The organism is Sphingomonas ginsenosidivorax (genome assembly GCF_007995065.1).
Classification (GTDB): Bacteria; Pseudomonadota; Alphaproteobacteria; order Sphingomonadales; family Sphingomonadaceae; genus Sphingomonas; species Sphingomonas ginsenosidivorax.
The window spans coordinates 3877837-3903596 of the sequence record NZ_VOQR01000001.1 but is presented as its reverse complement, the minus strand read 5'-3'; the positions used below and the strand labels follow the sequence as shown (position 1 = coordinate 3903596).

Here is a 25760-nt window from a genome sequence, read left to right as displayed (position 1 = left end):
GTCTTGCGGGCGGTCGCCGTCGCCGCGGCGGCGGTCTCAGCGCCGGCATTCGCCGGGCCGCTGGCGTCGTTCGACGGCGGCGGCCTCGCACTCGCGGACGCGCGCGGCGTGGCGCGGGTGATGACGGCGCCCGGCGACTTTCCGGTCGTCGGGATCGCCGCCGCCGATCTGCGCCGTGACCTGTCCGCGGTGTCGGGGGCGAGCGCCGACAACGGCACGCAGATCTGGCTCGGGACGCTCGGGCGCAACCCGAAGATCGACCGGCTGGTGCGCCAGCGCAAGCTCGACGTCTCGCGCCTGCGCGGGGCGTGGGAAAGCTTTGTCATCACCACCGTCGTGAACCCGGCGCCGGGGGTTGCCTCCGCACTTGTGATCGTCGGCAGCGACCGTCGCGGCACCGCGTACGGCGCGTACGAGCTGACACACGCGATCGGCGTGTCGCCCTGGCATTGGTGGGCAGACGTTGCGCCCGAGCGGCATCCGCGCATTTATGCTGCAGCAGGGCTGCAGCATTTCGGGCCGCCCTCGGTGAAATATCGCGGCATCTTCCTCAACGACGAGGACTGGGGGCTTGCCCCCTGGGCAGCGACGACGTTCGAGCCCGAGGCCGGGACGATCGGGCCCAGGACGTACGCGAAACTGTTCGAATTGATGTTGCGGCTGAAAGCCAACATGGTGTGGCCAGCGATGCACAAGGTCACTACGCCGTTCAATGCGAACCCGGCCAATGCGGCGCTCGCCGATCGCTACGGCATCGTGATGGGGTCGAGCCACGCCGAGCCGATGCTGCGCAACAATGTCGGCGAGTGGAAGGCGCCTGCCGAGGATTTCAACTACCTCGCCAACCCCGGCGGCGTGTCGAGCTATTGGCGCAACCGCGTCCGCAGCAACGGCGCGTACGAGAATGTCTGGACGCTCGGCATGCGCGGGATCCACGACAGCGGGATCGTCGGGCCGACCACCGACGACGGCCGGCGCCAGCTGCTCGAACGTATCTTCGCCGACCAGCGCGCGATGCTTCCCAAGCGCGCGCCGCAGGTGTTCACGCCGTACAAGGAAGTGCTCGACGTCTATCGCGGCGGCCTGAAGGTCCCGGGCGACGTCACGCTGATGTGGCCCGACGACAATTTCGGCTATATCCGCCACCTCCCCGACGCAGCCGAGCGCGCGCGGCCGGGCGGGTCGGGCATCTATTATCACCTGTCGTATCTCGGTGCGCCGCTCTCCTATATCTGGCTGTCGACCACCCCGCCCGCGCTGATCCGCGAGGAAATGGGCCGCGCCTGGGATGCGGGCGCGCGGCAGATGTGGGTGGCCAATGTCGGCGACCTGAAGCCTGCCGAACTCGCGACCGACTATTTCCTGCGGCTTGCATGGGACGTGCCGGGGACGCGTGCGAAGCCGATCGATGCCGTGGTATCGGACTGGGCGGCGGATAGCGTCGGGCGCGACCTGGGGCCCGAGCTCGCGGCGATCCTCGCGGAGCACCACCGGCTGAACTTCGCGCGGCGGCCCGAGCATCTGCAATGGTGGCTGCCGGGCCAGCTGTCCAAGGCCAGCCCGCTCACGCCCGACGAGGTCGCCACCCGCCTCGCCGCCTTCGACGCGCTGAGCGCGCGCGTCCGCGCGGTCGCGCCGAAAATCGCCCCGGAGCGGCGCGACGCGTTCTTCGAACTGGTCGACTATCCCGTCACCGCCGCGGGACTCGCCAACGCGCGCGTGTTCGAGGCCGAGACGCATGACCGGCTGCGCGACACGGATCCGGCAGGCGCCGCTGCCGCCGGAGACCGAGCGCGCGCCGCCGATGCTGCACTGACGACGCTGACCCGGCGCTACAATGACGAGCTCGCCAGCGGCAAATGGCGCGGCATGATGGCGGTCGAACCCGCGGACGGCCAATGGCGCCGCTATCGCCTGACCCCGCCGATTTTACCGACTGCAGAAGCATCTCTCACTGTTCCCCGGCGGAGGCCGGGGCCCAGTTGGGAAGGCTCTAGTGGCAGCGGGGCGCCCTCCGTTACCGCCGCTATCCCAACTGGGCCTTGGCCTTCGCCGGGGAGCGGTAGCGGGTTGGCGACGACATCCATCCTCGTCGAAGCAGAAACCACTCAATCGCCGCGCACCGGCTGGCGCCTCGTCGACGGTCTCGGCCGCAATGCCACGGCGATTGCCGCGTCCACGCCGACCACGCTGTCCTATGCGGTCACGCTGCCGCCGGGCCGTTGGCAGCTCGCCGCGGAAGTGCTGCCGACCTACCCCACGATCGAAGGCAGCGGGCTGAAACTGGCGGTCGCGATCGACGGCAACCCGCCAACGACCATCGCCGCCGAGCGCCGCACCGGCGATTCCGCCTGGGCGCGCGCGGTGCTCGACAACCGCCTCGACCTCGCTCTCCCTACCCCGCTGACCGGCGGCGCGCATACCATCGTCGTCACGCTCGACGATCCCGCGCTGATCCTCGACGCGCTCCGTTTCGACCCCGTGCCCATCCAAGGACTGCCCCATGGCCACTGATCCGATCGCCGCCAACCCGGCGCTGCCACTCGCACCCGCACGGCCGGTCCGCTGGTACAATCTGCTCGCGTACGGCTCGAACGACGTGCTCGGCGCGGGTTCGATGGCAGTGATCAGCACCTGGATCCTGATCTTCTACACCAGCTTCTGCGGGTTGTCGGCGGGCGAGGCGACGATCATCTTCGGCACCGCGCGCGTGCTCGATGCGATCACCAGCCCGACGATCGGGCATCTGTCCGACGGTCTCGGCCGGACCTGGCTGGGCCGGAAATTTGGGCGTCGCCGCTTCTTCATCCTGGCCGCGATCCCGTTGCTGCCATCATTCGCGATCATGTGGGTCGCGGGTCAGAATTTCTGGTATTATCTCGTCACCTACGTGCTGTTCGAGATGGTCTACGCGATGGAGATCATCCCGTACGAGACGCTCGCCTCCGAAATGGCGACCGACTACAAGACCAAGGCGAAGTTCGCCGGCGCGCGCATCCTGCTCGGCCAATGCTCTGCGATCGGCGCGGCGTTCCTGCCGGGATGGCTGATCGCGTATCTGGGGCCGGATTCGCCCGACACCTATCTGTACATGGGCATCATCTTCTCGGTGCTGTTCATGGCTGCGGCGGGGTTGCTCTATGCGTTCAGCTGGGAGCGCCAGCGGCCGCCCGGCCTCGACGAACTCGAGGATGCCGAGGAGCGCCCGACGCTCGGCGCGGCGTTCAAGGCGCTGTACCGCAACCTGTTCTCGACGCTGCGCATCCGCGCGTTCCGCCTCCACCTCGGCATGTATCTGGGCGGCTATATCAGCCAGGACATCTACAACGCCGCCTTCACCTATTTCGTGATCTTCGCGCTTGCCGGATCGACCGCGATCGTCGCGAACCTGGTCGGTGTGACGTACATCGTTCAGCTGGTCGCCGTGGTGCTCGCGATCAACTTCGCGTTGCGACTGTCGCCCGCGGCCGCGTACCGGTTCGCGGCGCTCAGCTTCGCGATCGGCGTGCTGGTGTTCCTCGGCATGTACGGCGCGGGCTATACCGCGACCTCGGCGCTGTTCTGGCTGCCGGTGGTGTTCGCAGGCCTCGGCCGCGGCGCGCTCAACTACATCCCCTGGGCAACCTACAACTACATGGCCGATGTCGACGAGATCGTCACCGGACGCCGTCGCGAAGGCGCGTTCGCGGGCGTGATGACGTTCGTGCGGAAGATGAGCCAGGCGCTGGCGGTCATTCTGGTCGGCCAGGTGATGCAGGCGTCAGGCTTTCTCTCGAAGGCGCCGACGCAGAGCCCTACCGCGATCGCCGCCATCGTCGGCGTGCTGGGCGTGGGGACGATCGCGATGCTGATCTTCGGCGTGCTGGTGTCGACGCGCTTCCGGCTGACGCCGCGTACGCACGCGATCCTGCTCGATGAGATCGAGCATTTCCGCGGCGGTGCCCGGACCCCGACAAGCCCCGAGAACGCACGCGTCGTCGAGGACCTGTCGGGCTGGTCCTATGACCGCCTGTGGGGCAACAATCCGGTCGCCGAGGCACAGGCCAAGTGATCGGTCTGGCGATCGCGCTGCTCGCCGCATCGCCGCCCGTCGCGCCCAAACCGCTGTTCCGCGATCCGGTGCACGACGGCGCGGCGGACCCGTCGACGGTCTATGATCCGAAGACGCGCGAATGGGTGATGTTCTACACCAACCGCCGCGCCGACCTGCCGATGGACGATCCGGAGGACGTGCGCTGGGTGCACGGCACCGCGATCGTCACCGCACGGTCGAAGGACGGCGCCCGCTGGCGCTATGGCGGCGTCGCGGCGATCCCGGCAGCGTGCACCGGCGCGACCTTGTGGGCGCCCGACGTCGAGCGGTTCGGCGGAACGTGGCACATGTGGGTGACGGTGGTCCCCGGAATCTTCCGCGACTGGAACGCCCCTCGCTTCCTAGTCCATCTTACCAGCAAGGACCTCAAAAGCTGGAGCTGCGACGAGCGTCTCGACCTAGGGTCGGACCGCGTAATCGATGCCAGCGTCGTCGCGCTGCCCGCTGGCGGCTATCGCCTGTTCTTCAACGACGAGCGAATGAACAAGGCGATCCGCACCGCCGACAGCAGCGACCTGGTCCACTGGAGCGTCAAGGACCGGCTGACCGACACCCCCGGCGAAGGCCCCAAGGCCTTCCGCTGGCGGGGGCGCTGGTGGCTGGTGTCGGACGCCTGGAAGGGCCTGCTGCTGATGCGCTCCGATGACGGCACCGCGTGGACGCGCCAGCCGGGCTATCTGCTCGCCGACCCCGGCAAGGCCGAGACCGATCGCGCCAAGGGGCAGCATCCCGACGTCATTGTCGCGGGCGACCGCGCGTACATCGTCTATTTCGTGCAGCAATCGGGCGAGCCGCGCGCGGCGTCCGATCCGGAGTGGCACCGGCGCAGCGTGCTGCAGATCGCCGAACTGCGCGAGAAAGACGGCGTGATATCAGTCGATCGCGAGGCGCCGACCGAGGTCGTGCTAAAGCCTTGATCGTTCTCCCGCGAACGCGGGAGCCCAGGGTTACGGGCGCTGCGCTACCAGACCCTGGGTTCCTGCGTTCGCAGGAAAACCGGGACTAGAGAAACCCGACCTGCCGCAGCCATGCTTCGCACAGCATCGGCCAGATCGACACCGGCATATCCTTCGTATCCAGCGCGAAGCCATGCGGCGCGTCGCCGAACACGTGAAGCTCCGCCGCACCACCCGCCCGCTGCCACGCGGCATGCAGCCGCCGCGCATTCTCGACCGGCACGACGGGATCGTTGCCCGCATAGACGATGAACGCAGGCGGCGGCGCCGGCAGCAGCTGCGCATCGGGCTGCAGCCGGTCGTACATCGCCTGTTTCTCGACCGGCGGCAGGGACGGCTTGTCGGCGATGATCGTGCGCCCCTTCGCATTGGTCGAGATCGGCGCGTAGCCGATGACGAACAGGTCGGGGCGATCCGCGTCAGATCGCGCAACCCAGTCCGACGGATATTCGGCAGCGAGGCACGCCGCGAGATGCCCGCCCGACGACAGGCCGACGACGCCAACCGGCGTGTCGTCATGCGCGCGGATCAGCCGCATCGCCTCGACTGCGTCGTCGAGCGGTGCGGACGGTCCGTTGGCGGCGTTCGGGAATCGGTGGATCAGGACATAGGCGTTGTACCCAAGCCCGGTGAGCCAACGTGCGACCTGCACGCCTTCGCGCCCGACCATCAGCGCGGTGTAGCCGCCGCCGCCCAGCACGAGCATCGCGCGGCCGTTGAGCTCACGCGCCCGAAAACCGAGCAGTACCGGCGCCTCGACCGCGGAAACCACGGCGACATCGGGTACGGTGGCAGGATCGTCGAACGTCACCGCGGCCGCGTCGCCCCAGAGCGGCCAGACGCTATCGGCGCCGAGCATGCTCAACACCCCGGCGCCGCGCCGTCGAACGACGAATGCCCCGGCACGCACGGGTGCGTCGGATAGGCCTCGCCGTCGAGCTCGGTCGCCTCGCGCACCACCGACAGCCGGTCGCCATCGTCGCGCATCTCGTAGAGTTTCCCGAGCGCATAATTGAACGGCCGGTGGACGATCATCATCAATTTGCCCTCGAATGTGTGGAACAGCATGCCGTGGCCGCTGTCGCGCTCGACCAGCGTGCCGAGCTGCTCCCACGGCCCTTCCAGCCCGCCGGACGTCGAGCGCGCCTGCGCCTCGACATAGCCCTTTTTGCCGTAGCTCGACCACAGCATCAGCAGCTTGCCGGTCTTGCTGCGATAGAGTTCGGGGCCGTCGGTCACGTACACGGTGTCGCCGTCGGGCTGCTTCTGCCCAACGACCCACGACGCCTCGTTCGCACGGAACAGCACGCGCGGCGGTCCGGCGGCGGCGAGGTCGTCGGTGAGCGGGATCGCTTCCATCGTGCCCACGGTCGTCTGCCACCATTCATGCGCATAGACGAGCCAGGGCTTGCCCCTGGGATCGACGTAGAGCGACCCGTCGAGCGTCATCAATTCCTTCGGCGCGATCGGCTCGCCACCGCGCACCAGCGTGTACGGCCCGTCGATCCGGTCGGCGACCGCGAGCACGGTGCCCCGCCGATAGGTCGCGCGCGCGCCGTTGCGGCCGAGTAGGGCTGCGGAATCATGATAGGTCGTGAAGAGGTACCATTTCCCCTTCCACTGATGCACTTCGGGCGCCCAGCTGCCCGCCTTGGCCCAGACGGTGTCGGGCAGCACGAAGGCGAGCTTGGGCTTGCTCCAATGCTTCAGATCGCGGCTGGTATAGACCATCGTGCCGAGCCGCGTGTCGCCGGTCATCGCGACTTCGTTGCGCGTGAACAGGTGATAGGTCTTGGTCGTCTTGTCCGCGACGATCCACGGGTCGTGGAGATGCATCGCGGTCAGCACCAGCGGCGCGTCGTTCGCCGGCGCAGCGGGTGCGGCACCGGCAAGCGCGAGCAGCCCCGCCAGGAGGATTGCCTTCACGCCGCAACCGCCAGGCTGTTGCCATAGCCGATCACGACGGTCGCGAGGATCAGCACGCCGATCCCGCTCCACACGATTGCCTTGATCTTCGCGCCGGCCTCGCGCCACTCGCGGAACGCGAAGCCCCAGAGCGTGCCGAAGATGATGATGCTCGCCATGTGCAGCGTCCAGCTCGAGAAGCCGAGGCGCCCCATCTGGCTTTCGCCCATCGTGTAGAAGAAGAACTGGAAATACCAGGTCACGCCCGCGAGCGCGCTGAGCGCGAAATTGGCGAGCAGCGGGGGGCGGACGCCGTCGTTAGTGCGCCCCGCCCACTGGCCTGCGCTGCGGTTCTTTCGGATCAGGAACGCGCACCACAGCCCGTTGGTGATCAGCCCGCCGAACATCACGAGGCACAGCACCGGCAACCCGGTCCAGAGCGGCCCGGTGCCCGCCGCCGCCGACAGTGCCTTGATCGGCTCGCCTGCGGCGAGCCCGAACGCGAAGCAGGCCGACATGATGCCGGCGCCGATCGCGACGAGAATGCCCTTCTTGAAATCGAACTCGGCAACCACCGCCGCCTTCTGCGCCTCGGTCAGCAACGCATCCTTCTTCGCGCCGGCAAACGCGACGATGACGATCCCGACCAGGGTCAGCCCGATGCCAGCCAGCACGATGCGCCCCGACTGGGTAGCGAGCAGCTTCTCGTGGAACTCCCCGGTGAACAGCGGCGGGATCAGCGTCCCGAACACGGTGCACAGTCCCAGTACCACCGCCATCCCGAGCGAAAGCCCGAGATACCGCATCGTCAGCCCGTAGCCGAGCCCGCCAAAGCCCCAGAGCAGCCCGAACACGATCGGCCACCAGAACGCGGTCGAGGGCGCCTGCCCGAGAACGCCGAGCAGGTCGTTGGTCTGGAGACCCGCGAAGAACCACGGCGCGAACAGCCAGGAGAAGATGCCGCCGGTCAGCCAGTAGATTTCCCACGACCAGCGCTTCACGCCGCGGAACGGCACGTAGAAGCTCGCCGAGGCGAGGCCCCCGAGCCAATGGTACATCACGCCGACCAATGGATTCATATCTCTAGCCCCAGACGATAGATGCGGTTGGCGTTGCGGCCGAACATCGCGCGACGGTCGTCGTCGGTGAAGTCGGCGGTGATCGAATGATACGCCTCGAGATAGCGGTCGATCGGCGCGAAAAGCTTGTCGGTGGGCGTGTCGCTCGCGATCATGCAGCGATCGGGGCCGAACAGGTCGATCGCCTCGAGGACGAACGGGCGGACCTGCTCGAGAGTCCAGTCGCGCGCGATGAAACCGAGACCCGACAGCTTGATCGCGACATGCGGGATCGCGGCGAGCGCGCGGAGCCCGGCGCGCCAATCGGCGATACCATCGGGGTCGCTCAGCACGGGCATGCCGAGATGGTTGATGATGACGGGGACGTCGGGGGTGCGCGCGAACAGCGGGGCGGGGCCGGGCATCTGCGCAGGGTAGCATTGCAGGTCGAACGACAACTCGTGCGCGGCGAGCTTTGCAACGCCCGCCTGCCACTGCGCGTCCTGCGTGACGTTGCGCGGCGTGTAGCTGCGCAGTGAGTCGCGGTGCCAGTTGACGATCTGCCGGATGCCGCGGACGTGAGGGTGCGCGGCCTGCGCGGTGAGCTGCGTGTCGACATCGGGGTCGTCGAGCGGTGCGTAGGCGACGATGCCGCTCGGCAGGCCGTCGGCGTCGGCGATCGCTTCGAGCCAGCGCGTTTCGTCTACTGCCTGCGCAGGGTCCGCGCCTGCGTCGACGTGCACCGCGCCGACGACGTTCCAGCGCGCGAGGTCGGCGCGGTAGTCGGCGATGCCATAATTGCGCGCGATCGCGGCAACGCTGCCATTGGGGCCGTCTTCGCCGAACGGCGGCGTCAGCCACGCATAACGGATGTGGGCGAGGTCCCAGAGGTGGATATGGGCATCGACGAACGGGATCATTGCGGCCTCTCCGGGGGGGGTGCCGTGCCGCTTCGTGTCGAGTGGCTGCGGCGGTAAGGTGCAGTTCGGCGCCACCTCATCCTCCCCCGCCAGGGGGAGGTGGCTGGCGTAGCCAGACGGAGGGGGCGGTAACGACGACATCTGTTTCGTGTCCGCCCCCTCCGTCACCTACGGTGACACCTCCCCCTGGCGGGGGAGGATTGCGGTCTAGAAAGTAGTCCGGCCGCCTGAGGTGTCGAACGTCGATGCGGTGGTGAAGCTGCACTCCTCCGACGCCATGAAGCACACCATCGCGGTCGATTCGTGGATTTCGCCGAGACGACCCATCGGGATCTTGCCGCGCATGTAGTCGACCTGGCTCGCCGGCAGCTGCGCGAGGATCGGGCTTTCGAACGTCGCCGGCGTCAGTGCGTTGGCGATGATGTTCTTCGTCGCGAGTTCCTTGCCGAGCGACTTGGTCAGCCCGATCACGCCCGCCTTCGATGCCGAATAGGCCGATGCGTTGGGGTTGCCTTCCTTGCCCGCGACCGACGCCAGGTTGACGATCCGGCCATAGCCGTTCGCGAGCAAATACGGCACGACCGCGCGGCAGCAATAGAACAGGCCGTTGAGGTTGATGTCGATGACCCGCCGCCAGCTGTCGAGCGGGTATTCGTGCACCGGTCCGGTCGCGCCGGTGATCCCGGCCGAGCAGACGAGGATGTCGACCTTGCCCATCGCCTCGACGCTCGCCGTCGCGGCCGCTTCGACCGCGGCCTGGTCCGAAACGTCGAGCGCGACGACGTGCGCCGCGCCGATCTCGTCCTTCGCCGCCGCCAGCGCGTCGGCGTTCAGGTCCCAAAGCACGACCTTGCCACCTTCGGCGACGATGCGCCGGGCGACGTCCTTGCCGAGACCCGACGCGCCGCCGGTTACGATCGCGCAGCGACCGTCGAAGCGTCCCTGATAGACGCTCATGCGAGCTTGCCCGCGCCGAGGTGACGCCAGGCCACCACGTCTTGACGCTGCGTGCCGAGCTTGGCGATGCCGAGCTCCATCACGTCGCCTGCCTTCAGATACATCGCGTCGGGCTTCTTGCCCTCGCCGACGCCCGGCGGCGTGCCGGTGATGATGATGTCGCCGGGGAACAGCGTCACATACTGGCTGGCATAGGCGATGATTTCCTTCACCGAGAAGATCATCGTTGCGGTGTTGCCGGTCTGCATCCGCGTGCCGTTGACGTCGAGATACATGGCGAGGTCCTGCGGATCGCCGACCTCGTCCGCGGTCACCAGCCAGGGGCCGACCGGGCAGAAGGTGTCGTGGCCCTTGCCCTTGCTCCACTGCGTGCCGCGCTGCTTCTGGTTGAAGCGCTCCGACACGTCGTTGGCGAGGACGTAACCGGCGACGTGGTTCAGCGCATCCGCTTCCTCGACGTAGCGGCAGGTGGTGCCGATCACGACGCCCAGCTCGACTTCCCAGTCGCTGTGCGTCGAATCCTTCGGCAACACGACCTGGTCGTTGGGGCCGGTCAGGCTGGAGAGCGCCTTGCCGAACATGATCGGCTCGCTCGGGATCGGCAGGTTCGATTCGATCGCGTGGTCACGGTAGTTGAGCCCGATCGCGACGATCTTGCCGACGTTGGCGATCGGGACCCCGTAGCGCGGCGTCCCCTCGACGACCGGCAGCGACGCCACGTCGATCGCGGCGAGCTTGGCCAGCGCGTCGGGCGCGAGCGTCTCGGGCGTGAAGTCGGCATGGTCTGCGAGCGAGCGGATGCGCCCGTCGGCATCGACCAGGCCCGGCTTTTCCTGGCCCAGCGGACCGTAGCGGCACAATTTCATGGGAAGCGGCTTTCGACTTAGTGGGTGTAAGGACGGTGCATCGGGATATCCCGATTGAGCTCGACGCCGAAGCCCGGCGCGTCGAGCGCGCTGGCTTTCAGCCGGCCGTTCTGCGGCACGGGCTCGCCGATCAGCTGCGGGTGGAACATCGGCACAACCTCGGTCGGCCCCGGATGCATCATCAGGAACTCGGCGAACGGCGAATTGTGGCGCGTGATCACGAAGTGATAGCTGTAGACGCTCGACCCGTGCGGCACGACCATCTTGCCATGCGCGTCGGCCAGCGCACTGATCTTGAGCAGCTCGGTCACGCCCCCGCACCAGCCGACATCGGGCTGGATGATGTCGCAGCAATCCATCTCGAGCAGCATGCGGAAGCCCCAACGCGTCGCTTCATGCTCGCCGGTGGTGACGAGCATCCCCTTGGGAACGTTGCGCTTCAATTCCGCATAGCCCCAATAGTCGTCGGGGCTGATCGCCTCTTCGATCCATTTCAGACCATGTTCGTGCGCCGCGATCGCCAGGCGGGTGGCGTAGTCGACGTCGAGCGCCATCCAGCAATCGAGCATCAGCCAGAAATCGTCGCCGCACTTCGCGCGCATGTCGGCGATCATCGCGATGTTCTTCTTCATCCCCTCGACGCCCTCGGCGGGGCCGTGGTGGAGCGGCATCTTGCCGCCGATGAAGCCGAGCTCCTTGGCGATGTCGGGACGCGCGCCGGTCGCATAGAATTGCAACTCGTCGCGCACCGCGCCGCCGAGCAGGTGATAGACCGGCTCCTGGCGCAGCTTGCCGAGCAGGTCCCAGAGCGCGAGATCGACGCCCGAGATCGCGTTCACCACGATCCCCTTGCGACCGTAATATTGCGTCGAGAAGTACATCTGGTCCCAGATCTTCTCGTACTCGGTCGGGCTGCGTCCTTCGAGGAAGCGCGCGAGATGCTTCTCGACGATGAACGCCGCGGGCTCGCCGCCGGTGGTGACCGCAAAACCGATCGTGCCGTCCTCGGCCTCGATCTCGACGACCAACGTGCCCAGCACGTTGATGCCGAAGCTCTGCCGCGACTGGCGATATTCGGGATAGCGGCTCATCGGCGTGGCGATGTGATCGTCGATCCAGTGGCCTGCGCCCTGGTCGTGATAGTCGGCGCCACCGCCGCGGACGACGAACGCCCGGACATGCTTGATCTTCGGCAAGGACACGATCGCCACTCTAAGCTCCTCATTCCCCTTCCCGCCACCTCCTCGAACGGGATGCAGGCGGTGTCGGCGCTGTTTACTTTATTCCACTTTATGGGATAGATCGTTACTTGATGAGAATGGCCGCGTCAAACGCAGACTCGGCCGGGCAGAGGAAAAGCGGATGAACGTGGATCGGAGGAGCGTCCTTGCGAGCGCCGCCGCGCTTGGTGCGGTATCGGCGCTCCCGGGTTTCGCGCAGGCAGCGATCCCGCTGCCCGCCGGTTTCGAACGGATGCCGCTCTGGCCCGCGACCCCCCCCGGCGGCGCGGGCGTTCGCGTCACCGAAGTGTCGGCGCTGCGCTACCCCGAACTCGGCACCGATACGCTGTACCAGGATCATGTCGTCACGCCGACGCTGACGATTGTCCGCGCGGCGCGCCCCAACGGCGCCGCGCTGCTGCTGATCCCGGGCGGCGGGTATCGCCGCGTGTCGACGGGTCTCGAAGGCTATGTGATCGCGCGCCGCTTCGCCGCGGCGGGCTATACGTGTTTCGTGCTCAGCTACCGCATGCCCGCGGATGGCTGGACGGCCGGCGCCGATACGCCGCTGCAGGACGCGCAGCGCGGGCTCCGCCTCGCGCGCAGCCTGGCGGCGCGCGAGAAGTTCGATCCGGCTCGGGTCGGCGTGATCGGCTTCTCCGCGGGCGGCCACCTTGCCGCCTGGCTCTCGACCCGGGCCCCGCGCAAGACCTACGCCCCGATCGATGCGGTCGACCGCCAGCCACTGGGCGTGGCGGCTGCTGCGCTGATGTATCCCGTGGTCACGCTGCGCGATCCGTTCGCGCATGCGGGATCGCGCGAGCAGTTGCTCGGCGCCACCCCCGCGGCCGACCGCGTCGCCGCCTATTCGATGGAAGACGGCGTGATGCCCGTACCGCCGCCGGTCTTTCTCGCCCACGCGTTCGACGACAGGACCGTGCCCTACCAGAACAGCCTGCTGATGGCGGCCGCGCTCCGTGCGCAGGGCGGCGCGGTCGAATGCCAATTGTACGAGGCGGGCGGACACGGCTTCGGGATCGGTGCAAAGACGCCGGCGGCGAGCGGCTGGTCCGACGCCTACTTCACCTTCCTGCACAGGCACGGCGTATGACCCCTACCCCTCCCCGAGTGGCCCTGTTCGTCACCTGCCTGGTCGACATGATCCGGCCTCAGATCGGCTTCGCGGCGATCCGCGCGCTCGAGGCGGCCGGGTGCGAGGTCGTGGTGCCCGACGCGCAGACCTGTTGCGGCCAGCCCGCGCTCAATTCAGGGGACCGCGACACTGCCGCTGACCTCGCAAAGCGCGCGATCGCGATGCTCGAACCCTTTGACCATGTCGTCATCCCGTCGGGATCCTGCGCGGCGACGGTGCGCGTGCATTATCCCGAGATCCTCGAACACGACGCCGAATGGGGCCCGCGCGCGATCGCGCTGGCGGCGCGGACGTTCGAGATCCTCGCTTATCTCGACGAGGTCCGCGGCTGGAAACCCGAGGGCGTCGCGCTGGATGCGACCGGGACCTATCACGACAGCTGCTCGGGCCTGCGCGAACTGGGCATCAAGCGCCAGCCGCGCCGGCTGCTCGCCGCGGTCGAGGGGCTGAGCCTCGCCCCGCTGGCGGGGGCGGAGACGTGTTGCGGGTTCGGCGGCACCTTCTGCGTCAAATATCCCGCGATCTCGAACGCGATCGTCGCCGAGAAGGCGACCGCAATCGACGCGACCGGCGCCGACCTGCTGCTCGCCGGCGATCTCGGCTGCCTTATGAACATGGCGGGCAAGCTCAACCGCGAGGGATCGAAGGTCCGCGCGTTCCACGCGGTCGAACTGCTCGCCGGCATGGGCGACGGCCCCGCGATCGGCGAAGAGGCATGAGCGCCTTCACCGACCGCGTCGACACCGCACTCGCCGACCGCAACCTGAAGATCGCGGTCGAGCGTACCGCGGGCACAGCCGAGGCCAAGCGGACGATCGCTGTCGAGGCGTTCCCCGACTTCGAACGCGCCCGCGACCGCGCCGCGGCGATCAAGGACCATGTGATCGCCAATCTCGGCCTGTACCTCGAACGCTTCGAGGCGAATGCGGTCGCGGCGGGGGCGAAGGTCCACTGGGCGCGCACCGCGGACGAGGCCTGCGAGATCGTTATCGGCATCTGCAAGGCCGCGAACGCCAGGAGCGTCGCCAGGTCCAAGTCAATGCTGGGCGAGGAGATCGGCCTGCCGCACGCGCTCGAAGCGGCGGGGATCACGCGGATCGAGACCGATCTCGCCGAACATATCATCCAGCTGGCCGACGAACGCCCCTCGCACATCATCTGGCCGGCAATGCACAAGACGCGCGAGCAGGTGTCGGTGCTGTTCAAGGCCAAGCACCGCGATCCGCACCAGGAAGAGACGATCGCGGCAATGGCCGAAAGCGCGCGCCGCCACCTGCGCGAAGGCATGCTCGCCGCCGATGTCGGCATTTCCGGCGCGAACTTCCTCGTCGCGGACAGCGGCGCGGTCTGCACCGTCACCAACGAAGGCAATGCCGAGCTCTCGCTGGTCCCGCCGCGCGTTCATATCGTCACTGCCGGGATCGAGAAGATCGTGCCGTCGATGGGGCATGCGGTGCATATGCTGCGGATGCTGTCGCGCTCGGCGACCGGCGCGGCGCTCAGCCAGTACACGACCTTCTACACCGGCCCGCGGCGGCCGGGCGACCGCGACGGGCCGGAGGAGATGCACATCGTGCTGGTCGACAATGGCCGCACGATGATGCGCGAGACGGGGCTTGCCAAGATGCTGCGCTGCATCCGCTGCGGCGCGTGCATGAACCACTGCGTCGTGTTCCGGCAGATCGGCGGCCATGCGTATGGCGCGACCTATCCCGGGCCGATGGGCGCGGTGCTCACCCCCGCCTTCGACGGGCTCGCCAAGAACCGCGACCTGCCCAATGCGTGCACGCTCAACGGCAAATGCCAGGAGGTGTGCCCGGTGCGCATCCCGCTGCCGACGCTGTTGCGTGGCTGGCGCGAAAAGAGCTGGCGCGAGGGGCTGGAACCCACCAGCCTGCGCGCCGGGCTCGGCACCTGGGCGTGGTTCGCACGGCGGCCGGCGCTCTACCGTGCCGCGACCGCGTCGACACTACGCGCGATGCGGCTGATGGGACGCGGCGGCTGGCTGTCGAAACTGCCGCTCGCCGGTGCCTGGACCGAGCATCGCGACATGCCCAAACCCGCAGCGCAGAGCTTCATGGCGCAGTACAAGAAGGGACGCCGGTCATGACCCCGCGCGACGCCATCCTCTCGCGGCTGGGCGGCACCGCCACGACCGCGGCGATCGACGCCGAGGCCACCGCGCTGCTGATCGCGCCCGAACGCCCGCGCGTCGATCCGGCCGCACTGGACGAGAGCTTCCTCGAGATGCTGACGCTGCCGAGCATCGCCGCGACAGTCGAGCGGATCGGATCGCTCGACCAGCTGCCGCGTGCGGTCGCCGCCTATCTCGCCGCGCAGGGCCTGCCGCCGGTGCTGTGCGTGCCGCCCGACCCGCGGCTGGCGGCGCAAGACTGGGCGGGGCTGACGCTCCATGACCGCGTCGCACCCGACGAGAACGCAGTCCTCGCCTTCGCACGCTGCGGCGTCGCCGAGACCGGATCGCTGGTGTTCGAGACCAGCCCGACCGCACCGATGCTCCCCAACTTCCTCGCGCTGCACCACATCGTCGTCGTGCCGCGGATCGTCGCGCAGCTCGAGGACGCAATGCTCGGCGGGTCCCAACCGCGCGCGCATTACTGGGTCACGGGCGTTTCGGGCACCACCGACATCGAGGGCACCTATGTCCGCGGGGCGCACGGTCCGCGCTTCCTGCACGTCATCCTGACGGCTTGACGTCGGGCGGCGGCCGCACCCCAAAACCTGACTGACGCCAATTCACTTGCAATTTCGATCAATTATCAGATAAAACGGAACTCCATCCTACATATTGAAACCGGCGGGACGATCGGTGTTTTTTCCAAGGTGAGGTTTCCTGCATGAACCATACGCATATCCGGGCTTCGATCCGCAGCAGCACGTCCCTTGCCGCGCTGGCGCTGACCGCATGCGGGCCCCAGGCGTTGGCGCAGACCGCACCGATCCCCCCCGCCCCGACCCAGCCTGCCGCAACCCAGCCCGCCCCGACCCAGCCTGCAGCACCGCAGCCGGCCGATCCGCAGACCGACGCCGTACCTGCCGCTGCGCCTGACGCCACGCCTGTTGCCGGCCCCGAAGGTGAGGCCGACATCGTCGTCACCGGCTTCCGCGCCTCGCTCGACAGCGCGCTGAACGCCAAGCGGCGCGAGACCGCGGCGATCGACAGCATCGTCGCCGAGGACATCGGCAAGTTCCCCGACAGCAACCTTGCCGAATCGATGCAGCGCATCCCGGGCGTCGCGCTCGCACGCGGCGACGGCGGCGAAGGCAAGAACATCTCGGTTCGCGGCCTCGGCGCCGGCTTCACCCGCGTCCGCATCAACGGCATGGAGGGTACCGCACAGACTGGCGCCTCCGACATCTACGGTGCGCAGAACAGCGGCCGCAGCTTCGACTTCAACGTCTTCCCGACCGAGATCTTCAACGCCCTCGCGGTGCGCAAGACGCCGTCGGCGGATGTCGAGGAAGGGTCGCTCGGCGCCACCGTCGACCTGACCGCGCCCAAGCCGCTCGGCCAGTCGAAGGACTTCGTGATCAGCGCGACCGTGAAGGGCCTTTGGAACGAGGTGTCGAAGGACGTGAACCCGCGCGGTTCGCTGCTCATCGCGAAGAAGTTCGGCGACGGTCGCTGGGGCATCCTCGGTTCGCTCGCCTATCAGGAGCGCAACATCCGCGAGGTCGGCTATTCGGCGGTCGACATCCTGTCCGCCAACACCAATGGCGGCTTCTGCTCGCCGATCGGCGTGACGCCGTCGGTGCCTGCGGTCGGATCGAAGGGTGCAACCGCGACGCAATGCTATCCGGGCAACCCGCGCACCGGGTCGATCGCGGCCTACAACGCCGTGCAGGCCGCACGTCGTCCCGACCTTCCCAACACGCCCGGCAGCGGCGCGTTCTTCCCGCGCATCCCGCGCTATCTGAACTCGGAGCAGAAGCAGCAGCGCATCGGCGGCACCGCGACGCTGCAGTTCCAGCCCGACGAGAAGACCGACATCTCGGTCGACCTGCTCTATTCGCGGTTCCACGTCGTGCGGAACGACAATTACATCGAGGCGATCTCGTTCGGTCGTTCGGGGTCGAACAACGGCATGCCGAACACGTCGATCAAGGACATCACGCTCAGCCCGCTCGGCTCGGTGCAGAGCGCCAGCTATGACGGCGTCGACATCCGCTCCGAGGGCTTGCGCGACAACTTCGTGTCGACGTTCAAGCAGGCGAACATCAACTTCAAGCACGACTTCTCGGATGCGCTGACGGTCACGACGCTGTTCGGCATGAACAAGTCGCGGCTGCAGACCAAGCAGCGCTTCCAGTATTTCATGGACGCGATCGATAAGCCGTTCACCTTCGCGTACAACGGCAACACCACGCCCGACCTGGGCTTCGGCTTCGACGTCGCGAACCCCGCCAACTTCAACTATGCGCCGGGTCTTGCCGACGGTACCGTGCTCGGCGGCTTCAGCTTCCAGGGCGCGCCGCGCTACAACCAGACCACCGGGCTGACCGGCGAGACCAACCTCGACTGGAAGGTCGCCGATTTCTTCACGGTGAAGACGGGCGCGCAATATCGCCGCGCCAACTTCACCACGCTCGGCACCGGCTATTTCACCTCGGACATCACCACCAAGTCGCTGCCGGCCGGCGTCACGCTGGCCAGCCTGTCGATGCAGATCGAAGGCGTGAACGACCTGTGGGGCCACAGCGCGCCTGCGAGCTGGGCGTCGCTCGATCCGACCAAGATGATCTCGACGCTGGGGCTCGACACCGCGCGGACCTGCGGCATCTCGTGCGGCACCGGCCTGTCGCGCGTGCTCGAGGAGGAGAAGAGCGGGTACCTGATGGGCACGTTCGATCTCGAGGATCGCCTGCCGGTCGGCATCCGCGGCGACTTCGGCGTTCGCTACGTCCACACCGACCAGGCATCGAGCGCGATCATCCCGTCGCCGCTCGCGACCTCACCGACCGGCGTCACCGGCCAGTTCAATTCCGCCAACCGCTCGTATGACAACTGGCTGCCCTCGGGCAATCTGGTCATCGAGCCGGTCAAGAGCCTGTTGCTGCGCTTCTCCGCATCGAAGGTGATCGCACGGCCCGAGCTCGCTTCGCTCACCCCGTCGGTGACGATCAACCCGGTCACGCGGTCGGGCAGCCTGCAGAACCCGAACCTGAAGCCGATCAGCGCCAAGACCTTCGACGCCGCTGCCGAATGGTATTTTGCCCCCGGTTCGCTGCTGTCGGTCGCGTACTTCCACAAGAACGTCGACACCTTCGTCCAGAACGTCCCGCAGACCGTCGCGTTCAACACGCTGGGTCTGCCCGAGGCGCTGCTCGCCGGATCCAACACCGCAGCGACCGAGCTGTTCGTGATCTCGCAGCCCGCCAACACGCCGGGCGGCAAGCTGAACGGCGTCGAGGTCAACGCGCAGATCCCGTTCACCTTCCTGTCGTCGCCGTTCCTCAGGAACTTCGGCGTGCTGGCGAACTACACGCACGTCACGTCGAACATCACCTACATCACCGCGACGGCGAACGGCGCCGTAACCGCGACGACGCAGGCGGATCTGCTCGGCCTGTCGAAGAACACCGCGTCGGGCACCGCGTACTACGAGGACAAGAAGTTCAGCCTGCGCGGTACCGTCAACTATCGCGACCCGTTCCTGCGCGGCGTCCCCGCATCACCGGGCAGCGACCTCCAGGTCAACGACAAGACGATGTACGTCGATGCCTCGGCCTCCTACGCCCTCACCGACAACATCAAGCTGCTGGTCGAAGGCACCAACCTGACCGACGAACAGAACCGCATCTATACCGACAGCAAGCGTCAGGACACGCTGTTCCAGACGCGCATCGGGCGCACCTTCACGATCGGTGCGAACCTGCAGTTCTGATCGGAGATCGCCGCGACCCTTCACCGTCCCCCCGCGAAAGCGGGGGGACGGCAGCTAGCGCGCGGTCACAACAAGCTCGCGCTCCGGCACTAGCCGGGCCCCGCGGATCTCGGCGACCTGCGCCGTCCCCGGCAACATCTTCCGCGCCTTCGCGTCCAGATAGATCGGCGCATCCGCACGCAGCGGCAGGACCGTGAGCGTCCAGGGCTTGCCCAGCCGCTCCGCGAAACGGCGCAACCCGATCCGCCAGACCCGCCCGTCCCAGAACGCATCGTCGAGCATCGTGTCGCCATCAAACAGCCGCGCGATGTCACCGCGGTAGTCGATCTCGAGAAACGCATCGCCGCCGGCGGGCAGCGCGCTGCGCGGTATCGTGAACGACCAGGCCGCGGCGGCACGATGCGCCTCGGGCAGCGGCTGCATCGCCGCCTTGGCCGGACCGCCGACCTGGACCGGCGGCGCCTCGCCGGCCGGGCGCAGCGGCGAGAGCGCGATATCGCGGGCGCGGTCCGTGCCGACCGTCGCGGCATACTCGCCGGCGCGCGTCTGCGGCACGGACAGGGCCGCCTGCGGCAGCATCGAGAAGGCGAACCGCGTCTCGCCGCGCTGGCGCAGCACGAGGCGGCCGCCGTCGACGAACAGATCCGCATCGGTGAGCACCAGCCGCCGCTGGCCGAACACGTCCCCGACCCAGGCGCGCTTCGCCGAGGCCTGGTCGAGCACGATCAGGCGCACCCGGCGTCCGTCGCGCGCGGTCGCGGTGATCGTTCGCGTCGCCGACGGCGTCACGCTCGCCAGCACCTGCCCCGCTGCATCGCGCCGCGACGGCACGGACAGCGTCGTGCCGGGTGCAAAGGCGAGCCCCACGACCCCAGGCCCGGTCGCAGCCAGCACATGGATCGGCCCCGCCGCGTCGGTCAGCCGCGTCACCGGCTGCGCGGTCGCCCAGGCCAGCCGGACGCCGTCGAGGTCGAGGTTGATCGGCCAGACGAAGCTCGCATCCGCGGCGATGTCGACCGGCGGCAACCGTACCACGCCGTCCTTCAGCGCCACCTCGAACCGCACGTCGCGGCGTGCGGGCATCGCGGACTGCCGGACATGGTTGTTGACGAACAGGAACGCGGACGCGCCGTCCGAGCGCACCGACCAGCGCAGCGTCGCGAGGTCGGCATTGCCGCTCGGCACCACCGCCGGCTCGCGCGCGGTCATCGTCGCGAGCCGGTCGCCATAGGCGTCGAGGAAATAGTGCAGCGGGCGCAGCGCGGCGCTGACCGGTCCGACTTCGCCATATTGGCCGAGCGGCGCCTGGAAGTCGTAGCCGATCTGCGGCACGTCGTTGTACCCGCCCGACGCCTGCGTCTCCTCGATCGCGCGGCCGTCGACCAGCGGGTTGGCGCCGCCGTGGAACATGTAATAGCCGAGCAGATTGACGCCCGACCCGAGCTGCGCGGTGATCGCGGCGGAGACGTCGATCGGGTCGAGCAACGGCCGCCGCCGGTACATCACCGGCACCCCCGCGCCATATTCGGCGCCGAGGAACGGCGTGTCCGCAGTGTCGGCATCTGCGTCGCCGACCTTCGCGCCGCGGGTCTGCGCGCCGAGATCGCCGCTCACCCGGCTGCGGAAGCGGAACAGGTAGTTTTCCTTGGGTCCCAGCGGCCCAGTCTTCGCCGACCAGGGTTCGTCGACATACCCCCCCATCACCGGCACGACCTGCCCGCGCGGATAGATGGTGTGGTCCCAGCCGGTCACCGTGTAGAGCGGCACGTCGTAGCCGATCCGCCGCGCAAGCGCCTTCAGCGTGGCGATATGCCCGCGGCCCTGCCCCGGCCCGTCGAGATTATATTCGTTCTCGATCTGCATCCCGACGATCGGCCCGCCATCCTTCCACAGCAGCCCGCGGACCTGCGCGCACATGCCGGCCCAGAAGCGGTTCACCTCAGCGAGGTACGCCGCGTCGTCGCTGCGCGGCCGCGTGCGCGCCACCACCCAGTCGGGGATGCCGCCGAACCGCGCCTCGGCATGCGCCCAGGGCCCGGGGCGCAGGAAGAAGAGCATGCCGTGCTTGGCGCAGAGCTGGACGAAGCGGCGCAGGTCGCGGTCGCCGGTCCAGTCGAGTTTGCCCGGCGCGAGCTCGATCTGGTTCCAGATCGCATAGCTCGAGACGATGGTGACGCCCGCCGCCTTCATCTTGAGGATCTCGGCCTCCCACTCCGCCGCGGGAGTCCGCGTGAAGTGGAATTCGCCCATCACCGGCAGCCAGGGGCGGCCGTTACGGGTCAGATACTGGCTATTGATCCCGATCGTGCCGCCGGGCCCCTTGGCGGTCCCCATGTGCAGCTGTCCGCTGCGCGGCGCTGGCGGCGAGGCGGCGGCGTCGACGCGCACCGTCTCTTGCGCCGACGCCGCGGTCGTCACGAGCAACAGGCCGATCAGCGCGCGCCTCATTTGGGCACCGCGAAGCTCGGCGTCTGCGCGCGGACATAGGTTTCCCACGCGGCCCGGTCATGGAACTCGAGGCCCTTGCTCCACGCCGCGCCCGAATAATAGACGAACGGCTTGCCCGGCGTGACCTTGAGGATGACGAGGTAGTTGTCGGCATCTTCGGTCACCTTGGCGATCATCGCCGGGTCGACCATCAGCGCGACCGCCATCGCGCCCTTGTCGGGATCGGTCGGGCCCCAGAAGCTGAACCGTCCGGTCTTGGCGTCGGCGGTCAGCGTGCCCGCAGCGGGCGCCGTGGGCCGTTTCTGGATCCCGATCCCGACCAGCAGCGGCTCGGCCGTATCGGACGACAGAGTCGACACCATCCGCGTGAAATTGGTGCCGAGCGGCAGCGTGAAGCGCCGCGTCTCCCACACCTTCCGCCCCGTATCGACCGGCCAGGGCGCGTAGTCGACGCTGAAATCGGCGACGTCGGGACCGTCCTTGAGGATGCGGTACTTCGCCCAGTTGCGCGAGGTCCACAATTTGTTGGCCTGCCAGATGCCCAGGCCGCCCGCCCCGCGGAACGTGTTGACGTTGTAGAAGTCGATGCCCTCGCCGTGGAAGTCGTGCTGCTTCCCGGTCTTGAGCTGGCGCTCCATGAACGGCCACGGCACGATCTTGCCCCAGGCGTCGATCCCCGAAGTCGAGGGCGGCTCATAGGCCTCGAGCGCGGGGCCGTAGATCCGGTGCGCGGTGCGGTCGTTCTCCCACAGGATATCGTCGTAGCGATACGGCGCGAATTTCACGCTCGCACGCGGCGCACGCTGGTCGGCTGGCGGCGGCGTCAGCGGCAGCGTCAGGCGCGGATTGACGATACCGTCGGCACGGGCGGGCGCGTCGGCCCCATCGCGCGCCGGATCGAAGCCCAGGTCCGATACCGCCTTACGCTCCGCGTTGCGCCGGTCGAACGCCGCCTTCTCCGCCGGCGTCAGCCCCGCCGGCTCGGGACGCAGTACGGGGACGGCCGGCCGGACCGGATCGCGCGGGGGCTCGGCGAGCGGCAGCGGGGTCACCGGCCCGCCCAGCCGCATCACCTCCAGCCCTGCGAGGATCAGCGCGCCGGTACCATAGAGCGCATGGTCGTCGGCCTTGGTCGGCCAGGGCTGGTCGCCCGTCATCTGGACATGGCCGAGCAACCCGTCGGGCTGGATCGCCTTGGTCAGCCCGGCCCAGCCGCGCAGCACGACGGGCAGATAGGTTGTCCGGTCGAGGAACCCGTGGTTGATCCCCCACGCCATGCCGTAGACGAAGAACGCCGACCCCGACGTCTCCGCACCCGCCGGGTCCTGCGAATCGAGCAGGTTGGCGGGCCAGAGGCCATCGTCGCGCTGCAGCTTGGCGAGGCTCGCCGCCATCGTCGTAAGCGTCTCGACGTAGCGCGGGCGCGACGGATAATCGGCGGGCATCGATTCGAGCACGCGCGCGATGCCGCCGACCACCCAGCCATTGCCACGCGACCAGAACACCCGCTTGCCGTTCTTCGCAAAGCGCGTCCCGAACCGGGCGTCGCGCAGGTACAGCCCCTCCGCCGGTGCCCACAGCGCGTCGTGCGTCCGCCACCACGATGTGTTCATCGCCTTCAGATAGGCGGGATCGCCGGTCTGCACCGACATCCGCGCCAGCACCGGCGGCGCCATGTACAGCGCATCGCTCCACCACCACACCAGCCGCCGCGGCGCCGGGTCGAGCGTTAGATAGGGCAGCGCGTAATCGAGCCGCGCGCGCGTCGCGGCGATCTCCGGCTCGCGCCCGCTGCGTGCGTACAATTCCTCATAGGCCTCGCCGAGCGCGATATTGTCGGCATCGAGCATCGCATAGGGTCGCGACCCGCCCTGCAGCCCGAAATTGAAATGCTCGGCGGTGTCGCGCAGGAACGCGGTACCGCCCGACGCATCGGACACCCGCGTCAGCCGGGTCAGCGATGTCAGGAACGCCGCGCTGACCCAGTTCGCCGTGAGCGGCCGGACCACGTCGCCCTTCAACGCCATCGGCCGCGCCCGCAGGTCGGCGATCTGCGTCGCCGCGGTGTGATCGAGCAATGCCAGCACGCGACGCGGGTCGGGTATCCGCTTGCTGTCGAATGCGACGTTCGGTCGCGCCGGTGCGGCAACCACAGGACCGCTTGGCGGCATTTGTGCTGAGGCCGTTCCGGCCATCAGCAGCGGCAGTATGGCGAACAACCTCATCATCGCTCTCCCGTTCATCGCGGTCTGCGCCGCCAGATAATGAACAGGCATACCGCTATGTGGGTAGAGCGACAAGGCGGCATGTATGACAACCGCGAGGCATTGCGATTAGCGAACCAGTAGTCGCCTCCCCGGCGAAGGCCGGGGCCCAGTTGGGAAAGCCTAGGTGACGAAGCACAGTGCCTGGTTACCGCCGTACCCCAACTGGGCCCCGGCCTCCGCCGGGGTACTGAAACGAGGGGTGAACCCCTAGTGGTTGTCGCGTGGCAACCCCATGGTCTGCGCGATCCGCTGATACTTTTCGGCGCCTTCAAGGATCGCGCCGGTGTTCATCTGCCCGACCACCGCGCGCTGGATTTCCTGCCACGGTGTCTGCGACGCGGGATAGCGATAGCCACCCGCCGCAATCAGGTCGGCACGGCGCTGCGCCAGTTCCGCGTCGGAGATCAGCACGTCCGCCGTCCCCTTGTTGAGGTCGATCCGCACCCGGTCGCCGGTCTTGAGCAGCGCGAGGCCGCCCATCGCCGCCGCCTCGGGGCTGGCGTTGAGGATCGAGGGGCTTCCGCTCGTCCCCGACTGCCGCCCGTCACCGATGCACGGCAGCGCGTGGATGCCTTCGGTGATCAGATAGGCCGGCGGCCGCATGTTGACGACTTCCGCCGCACCCGGATAGCCGATCGGCCCCGCGCCACGCATGAACAGCAACGTCTCCGCCGTGATCCCGGTCGCGGGATCGTCGATACGGTGATGGTAATCCTCCGGCCCGTCGAACACGACCGCGGGACCCTCGAACGCGTCGAGATCGTCGGGGTTCGACAGATAGCGTTCGCGGAATTCGAGCCCGATCACGCTGGTCTTCATCACCGCCGCGTCGAACAGATTGCCCGACAGCACGATGAACCCGGCATCGACCACCAGCGGCTTGTCGAACGGGTGGATGACCTTCTCGTCCTCGATCGCGACGCCGCGGCAATTGTCGCCCATCGTCTTGCCGTTGACGGTCAGCGCGTCCTCATGGATCAGCCCCTGGCCCATCAACTGGTTGACCACCGCGGGCACGCCGCCCGCGCGGTAATAATCCTCGCCCAGATATTCGCCCGCAGGCTGCAGGTTCACCAGCAGAGGCACCTTGTGCCCCTCGGTCTCCCAGTCCTTGAGCGGCAGGTCGACGCCGATGTGGCGCGCGATCGCCGACAGGTGGATCGGCGCGTTGGTCGACCCGCCGATCGCCGAATTGACGCGGATCGCGTTGTGGAAGGCGTGCTTGGTCAGGATGTCGGAGGGCTTCAGGTCCTCGGCGACCATCTCGACGATGCGCTTGCCGGTGCGGTACGCGCATTCCTGGCGATCGCGGTACGGCGCGGGGATCGCGGCGGAAGCGGGCAGCGACATGCCGAGCGCCTCGCACAGCGAGTTCATCGTCGTCGCGGTGCCCATCGTGTTGCAATAGCCGGTCGACGGCGCCGACGACGCGACCAGGCGGATGAACTCCGCATCGTCGATCTCGCCCGCGGCGAGCAGCTGGCGCGCCTTCCACACGATCGTGCCCGAGCCGGTCCGCTCGCCCTTGTGCCAGCCGTTGAGCATCGGCCCGACCGACAGCGCGATCGCGGGGATGTTGACGGTCGCCGCCGCCATCAGCGCGGCCGGCGTGGTCTTGTCGCAGCCGATCGTCAGCACCACGGCGTCGAGCGGATAGCCGTACAGCACCTCGACCAGCCCCAGATACGCCAGGTTGCGGTCGAGACCCGCGGTCGGCCGCTTGCCGGTTTCCTGGATCGGGTGGACCGGGAATTCGAGCACGATCCCGCCCGCCTCGCGGATGCCCTCGCGGACGCGCTCGGCGAGGACGAGATGGTGGCGGTTGCAGGGGCTGAGGTCGCTGCCGGTCTGCGCGATGCCGATGATCGGGCGGCCCGACTGGAGTTCCTCGAGGCTCAGCCCGAAGTTCAGGTACCGCTCGAGATACAGCGCGGTCATGTCGATATTGTCGGGATTGTCGAACCAGGCGCTGCTGCGCAGCTTACGCGGGGGGGTCGTCATTACAAAAAGC

At 68.0% G+C, this 25760-nt stretch carries 18 protein-coding genes; 8 read left to right on the top strand and 10 right to left on the bottom strand.

Annotated features, from left to right (window positions below):
• Positions 1–3 precede the first annotated feature (3 nt).
• The 3 genes from FSB78_RS17965 to FSB78_RS17955 are packed head-to-tail and all read left to right on the top strand — an operon-like array spanning position 4 to position 5010.
• Positions 4–2514 carry a glycosyl hydrolase 115 family protein gene (locus tag FSB78_RS17965; RefSeq protein ID WP_242008383.1) on the top strand — a complete coding sequence of 837 codons (2511 nt, stop codon included), beginning with the start codon at positions 4–6 and terminating at the stop codon, positions 2512–2514.
• Positions 2504–4051: an MFS transporter gene (locus FSB78_RS17960; RefSeq protein WP_147083895.1), complete on the top strand. Its 1548-nt coding sequence runs from the start codon at positions 2504–2506 to the stop codon at positions 4049–4051. The genes FSB78_RS17965 and FSB78_RS17960 overlap by 11 nt, the downstream gene beginning before the upstream one ends.
• A complete protein-coding gene (locus FSB78_RS17955) occupies positions 4048–5010 on the top strand; it encodes a glycoside hydrolase family protein (protein ID WP_147083894.1) in 963 nt (320 codons plus the stop codon). Before FSB78_RS17960 ends, FSB78_RS17955 begins: the two co-directional genes overlap by 4 nt.
• A gap of 85 nt (positions 5011–5095) precedes the next feature.
• Here the strand turns inward: FSB78_RS17955 and FSB78_RS17950 are convergent, their stop codons facing one another.
• The 7 genes from FSB78_RS17950 to rhmD all read right to left on the bottom strand — a co-directional run bounded on the left by FSB78_RS17950 (position 5096) and on the right by rhmD (position 11957).
• The gene (locus tag FSB78_RS17950) at positions 5096–5908 is read right to left on the bottom strand and encodes an alpha/beta hydrolase (RefSeq protein WP_147083893.1); all 813 of its coding nucleotides are present in this window, start codon (positions 5906–5908) and stop codon (positions 5096–5098) included.
• A gap of 2 nt (positions 5909–5910) precedes the next feature.
• Complete coding sequence (locus FSB78_RS17945) at positions 5911–6975, bottom strand: glycoside hydrolase family 43 protein (RefSeq protein ID WP_147083892.1); 1065 nt, start codon at positions 6973–6975, stop codon at positions 5911–5913.
• Positions 6972–8033 (bottom strand): L-rhamnose/proton symporter RhaT, encoded by a 1062-nt coding sequence (gene rhaT, locus FSB78_RS17940; protein WP_147083891.1) that lies wholly within the window; start codon positions 8031–8033, stop codon positions 6972–6974. Before rhaT ends, FSB78_RS17945 begins: the two co-directional genes overlap by 4 nt.
• Positions 8030–8932 carry an amidohydrolase family protein gene (locus tag FSB78_RS17935; RefSeq protein WP_147083890.1) on the bottom strand — a complete coding sequence of 301 codons (903 nt, stop codon included), beginning with the start codon at positions 8930–8932 and terminating at the stop codon, positions 8030–8032. Before FSB78_RS17935 ends, rhaT begins: the two co-directional genes overlap by 4 nt.
• A gap of 207 nt (positions 8933–9139) precedes the next feature.
• Positions 9140–9889, bottom strand: a complete 750-nt coding sequence (locus tag FSB78_RS17930) for an SDR family NAD(P)-dependent oxidoreductase (protein WP_147083889.1) — start codon at positions 9887–9889, stop codon at positions 9140–9142.
• Complete coding sequence (locus FSB78_RS17925; RefSeq protein WP_147083888.1) at positions 9886–10755, bottom strand: 2,4-didehydro-3-deoxy-L-rhamnonate hydrolase; 870 nt, start codon at positions 10753–10755, stop codon at positions 9886–9888. Before FSB78_RS17925 ends, FSB78_RS17930 begins: the two co-directional genes overlap by 4 nt.
• 17 nt (positions 10756–10772) lie before the next feature.
• A complete protein-coding gene (rhmD, locus tag FSB78_RS17920) occupies positions 10773–11957 on the bottom strand; it encodes an L-rhamnonate dehydratase (protein WP_147084306.1) in 1185 nt (394 codons plus the stop codon).
• Positions 11958–12117: 160 nt separating this feature from the next.
• Between rhmD and FSB78_RS17915 the strand changes: the two genes are divergently transcribed.
• The 5 genes from FSB78_RS17915 to FSB78_RS17895 all read left to right on the top strand — a co-directional run bounded on the left by FSB78_RS17915 (position 12118) and on the right by FSB78_RS17895 (position 19034).
• A complete protein-coding gene (locus FSB78_RS17915) occupies positions 12118–13086 on the top strand; it encodes an alpha/beta hydrolase (protein ID WP_147083887.1) in 969 nt (322 codons plus the stop codon).
• Entirely contained in the window at positions 13083–13847 is a 765-nt protein-coding gene (locus FSB78_RS17910; protein ID WP_147083886.1) for a (Fe-S)-binding protein, read from the top strand. Before FSB78_RS17915 ends, FSB78_RS17910 begins: the two co-directional genes overlap by 4 nt.
• The gene (locus FSB78_RS17905; RefSeq protein WP_147083885.1) at positions 13844–15238 is read left to right on the top strand and encodes a lactate utilization protein B; all 1395 of its coding nucleotides are present in this window, start codon (positions 13844–13846) and stop codon (positions 15236–15238) included. The genes FSB78_RS17910 and FSB78_RS17905 overlap by 4 nt, the downstream gene beginning before the upstream one ends.
• Positions 15235–15843: a LutC/YkgG family protein gene (locus FSB78_RS17900; RefSeq protein ID WP_147083884.1), complete on the top strand. Its 609-nt coding sequence runs from the start codon at positions 15235–15237 to the stop codon at positions 15841–15843. Before FSB78_RS17905 ends, FSB78_RS17900 begins: the two co-directional genes overlap by 4 nt.
• 143 nt (positions 15844–15986) lie before the next feature.
• Positions 15987–19034, top strand: a complete 3048-nt coding sequence (locus tag FSB78_RS17895; protein ID WP_147083883.1) for a TonB-dependent receptor — start codon at positions 15987–15989, stop codon at positions 19032–19034.
• A gap of 54 nt (positions 19035–19088) precedes the next feature.
• On the opposite strand, the gene FSB78_RS17890 is transcribed toward FSB78_RS17895, so the two are convergent.
• From FSB78_RS17890 to FSB78_RS17880, 3 genes are all read right to left on the bottom strand, one after another.
• A complete protein-coding gene (locus FSB78_RS17890; protein ID WP_147083882.1) occupies positions 19089–21482 on the bottom strand; it encodes a beta-galactosidase in 2394 nt (797 codons plus the stop codon).
• Positions 21479–23707: a glycoside hydrolase family 88 protein gene (locus FSB78_RS17885; protein WP_158638037.1), complete on the bottom strand. Its 2229-nt coding sequence runs from the start codon at positions 23705–23707 to the stop codon at positions 21479–21481. Before FSB78_RS17885 ends, FSB78_RS17890 begins: the two co-directional genes overlap by 4 nt.
• A 249-nt stretch (positions 23708–23956) precedes the next feature.
• Positions 23957–25750: an IlvD/Edd family dehydratase gene (locus FSB78_RS17880; RefSeq protein WP_147083880.1), complete on the bottom strand. Its 1794-nt coding sequence runs from the start codon at positions 25748–25750 to the stop codon at positions 23957–23959.
• Positions 25751–25760 lie beyond the last annotated feature (10 nt).

What these genes read in the sequence shown, in the direction of transcription:
- FSB78_RS17960 (WP_147083895.1), top strand. Translation starts at nt 2,504, where the DNA reads ATGGCCACTGATCCGATCGCCGCCAACCCGGCGCTGCCACTCGCACCC.
- FSB78_RS17950 (WP_147083893.1), bottom strand. Translation starts at nt 5,908, where the DNA reads ATGCTCGGCGCCGATAGCGTCTGGCCGCTCTGGGGCGACGCGGCCGCG.
- rhaT (WP_147083891.1), bottom strand. Translation starts at nt 8,033, where the DNA reads ATGAATCCATTGGTCGGCGTGATGTACCATTGGCTCGGGGGCCTCGCC.
- FSB78_RS17935 (WP_147083890.1), bottom strand. Translation starts at nt 8,932, where the DNA reads ATGATCCCGTTCGTCGATGCCCATATCCACCTCTGGGACCTCGCCCAC.
- FSB78_RS17930 (WP_147083889.1), bottom strand. Translation starts at nt 9,889, where the DNA reads ATGAGCGTCTATCAGGGACGCTTCGACGGTCGCTGCGCGATCGTAACC.
- FSB78_RS17925 (WP_147083888.1), bottom strand. Translation starts at nt 10,755, where the DNA reads ATGAAATTGTGCCGCTACGGTCCGCTGGGCCAGGAAAAGCCGGGCCTG.
- FSB78_RS17915 (WP_147083887.1), top strand. Translation starts at nt 12,118, where the DNA reads ATGAACGTGGATCGGAGGAGCGTCCTTGCGAGCGCCGCCGCGCTTGGT.
- FSB78_RS17910 (WP_147083886.1), top strand. Translation starts at nt 13,083, where the DNA reads ATGACCCCTACCCCTCCCCGAGTGGCCCTGTTCGTCACCTGCCTGGTC.
- FSB78_RS17905 (WP_147083885.1), top strand. Translation starts at nt 13,844, where the DNA reads ATGAGCGCCTTCACCGACCGCGTCGACACCGCACTCGCCGACCGCAAC.
- FSB78_RS17900 (WP_147083884.1), top strand. Translation starts at nt 15,235, where the DNA reads ATGACCCCGCGCGACGCCATCCTCTCGCGGCTGGGCGGCACCGCCACG.
- FSB78_RS17895 (WP_147083883.1), top strand. Translation starts at nt 15,987, where the DNA reads ATGAACCATACGCATATCCGGGCTTCGATCCGCAGCAGCACGTCCCTT.
- FSB78_RS17890 (WP_147083882.1), bottom strand. Translation starts at nt 21,482, where the DNA reads ATGAGGCGCGCGCTGATCGGCCTGTTGCTCGTGACGACCGCGGCGTCG.
- FSB78_RS17885 (WP_158638037.1), bottom strand. Translation starts at nt 23,707, where the DNA reads ATGAGGTTGTTCGCCATACTGCCGCTGCTGATGGCCGGAACGGCCTCA.
- FSB78_RS17880 (WP_147083880.1), bottom strand. Translation starts at nt 25,750, where the DNA reads ATGACGACCCCCCCGCGTAAGCTGCGCAGCAGCGCCTGGTTCGACAAT.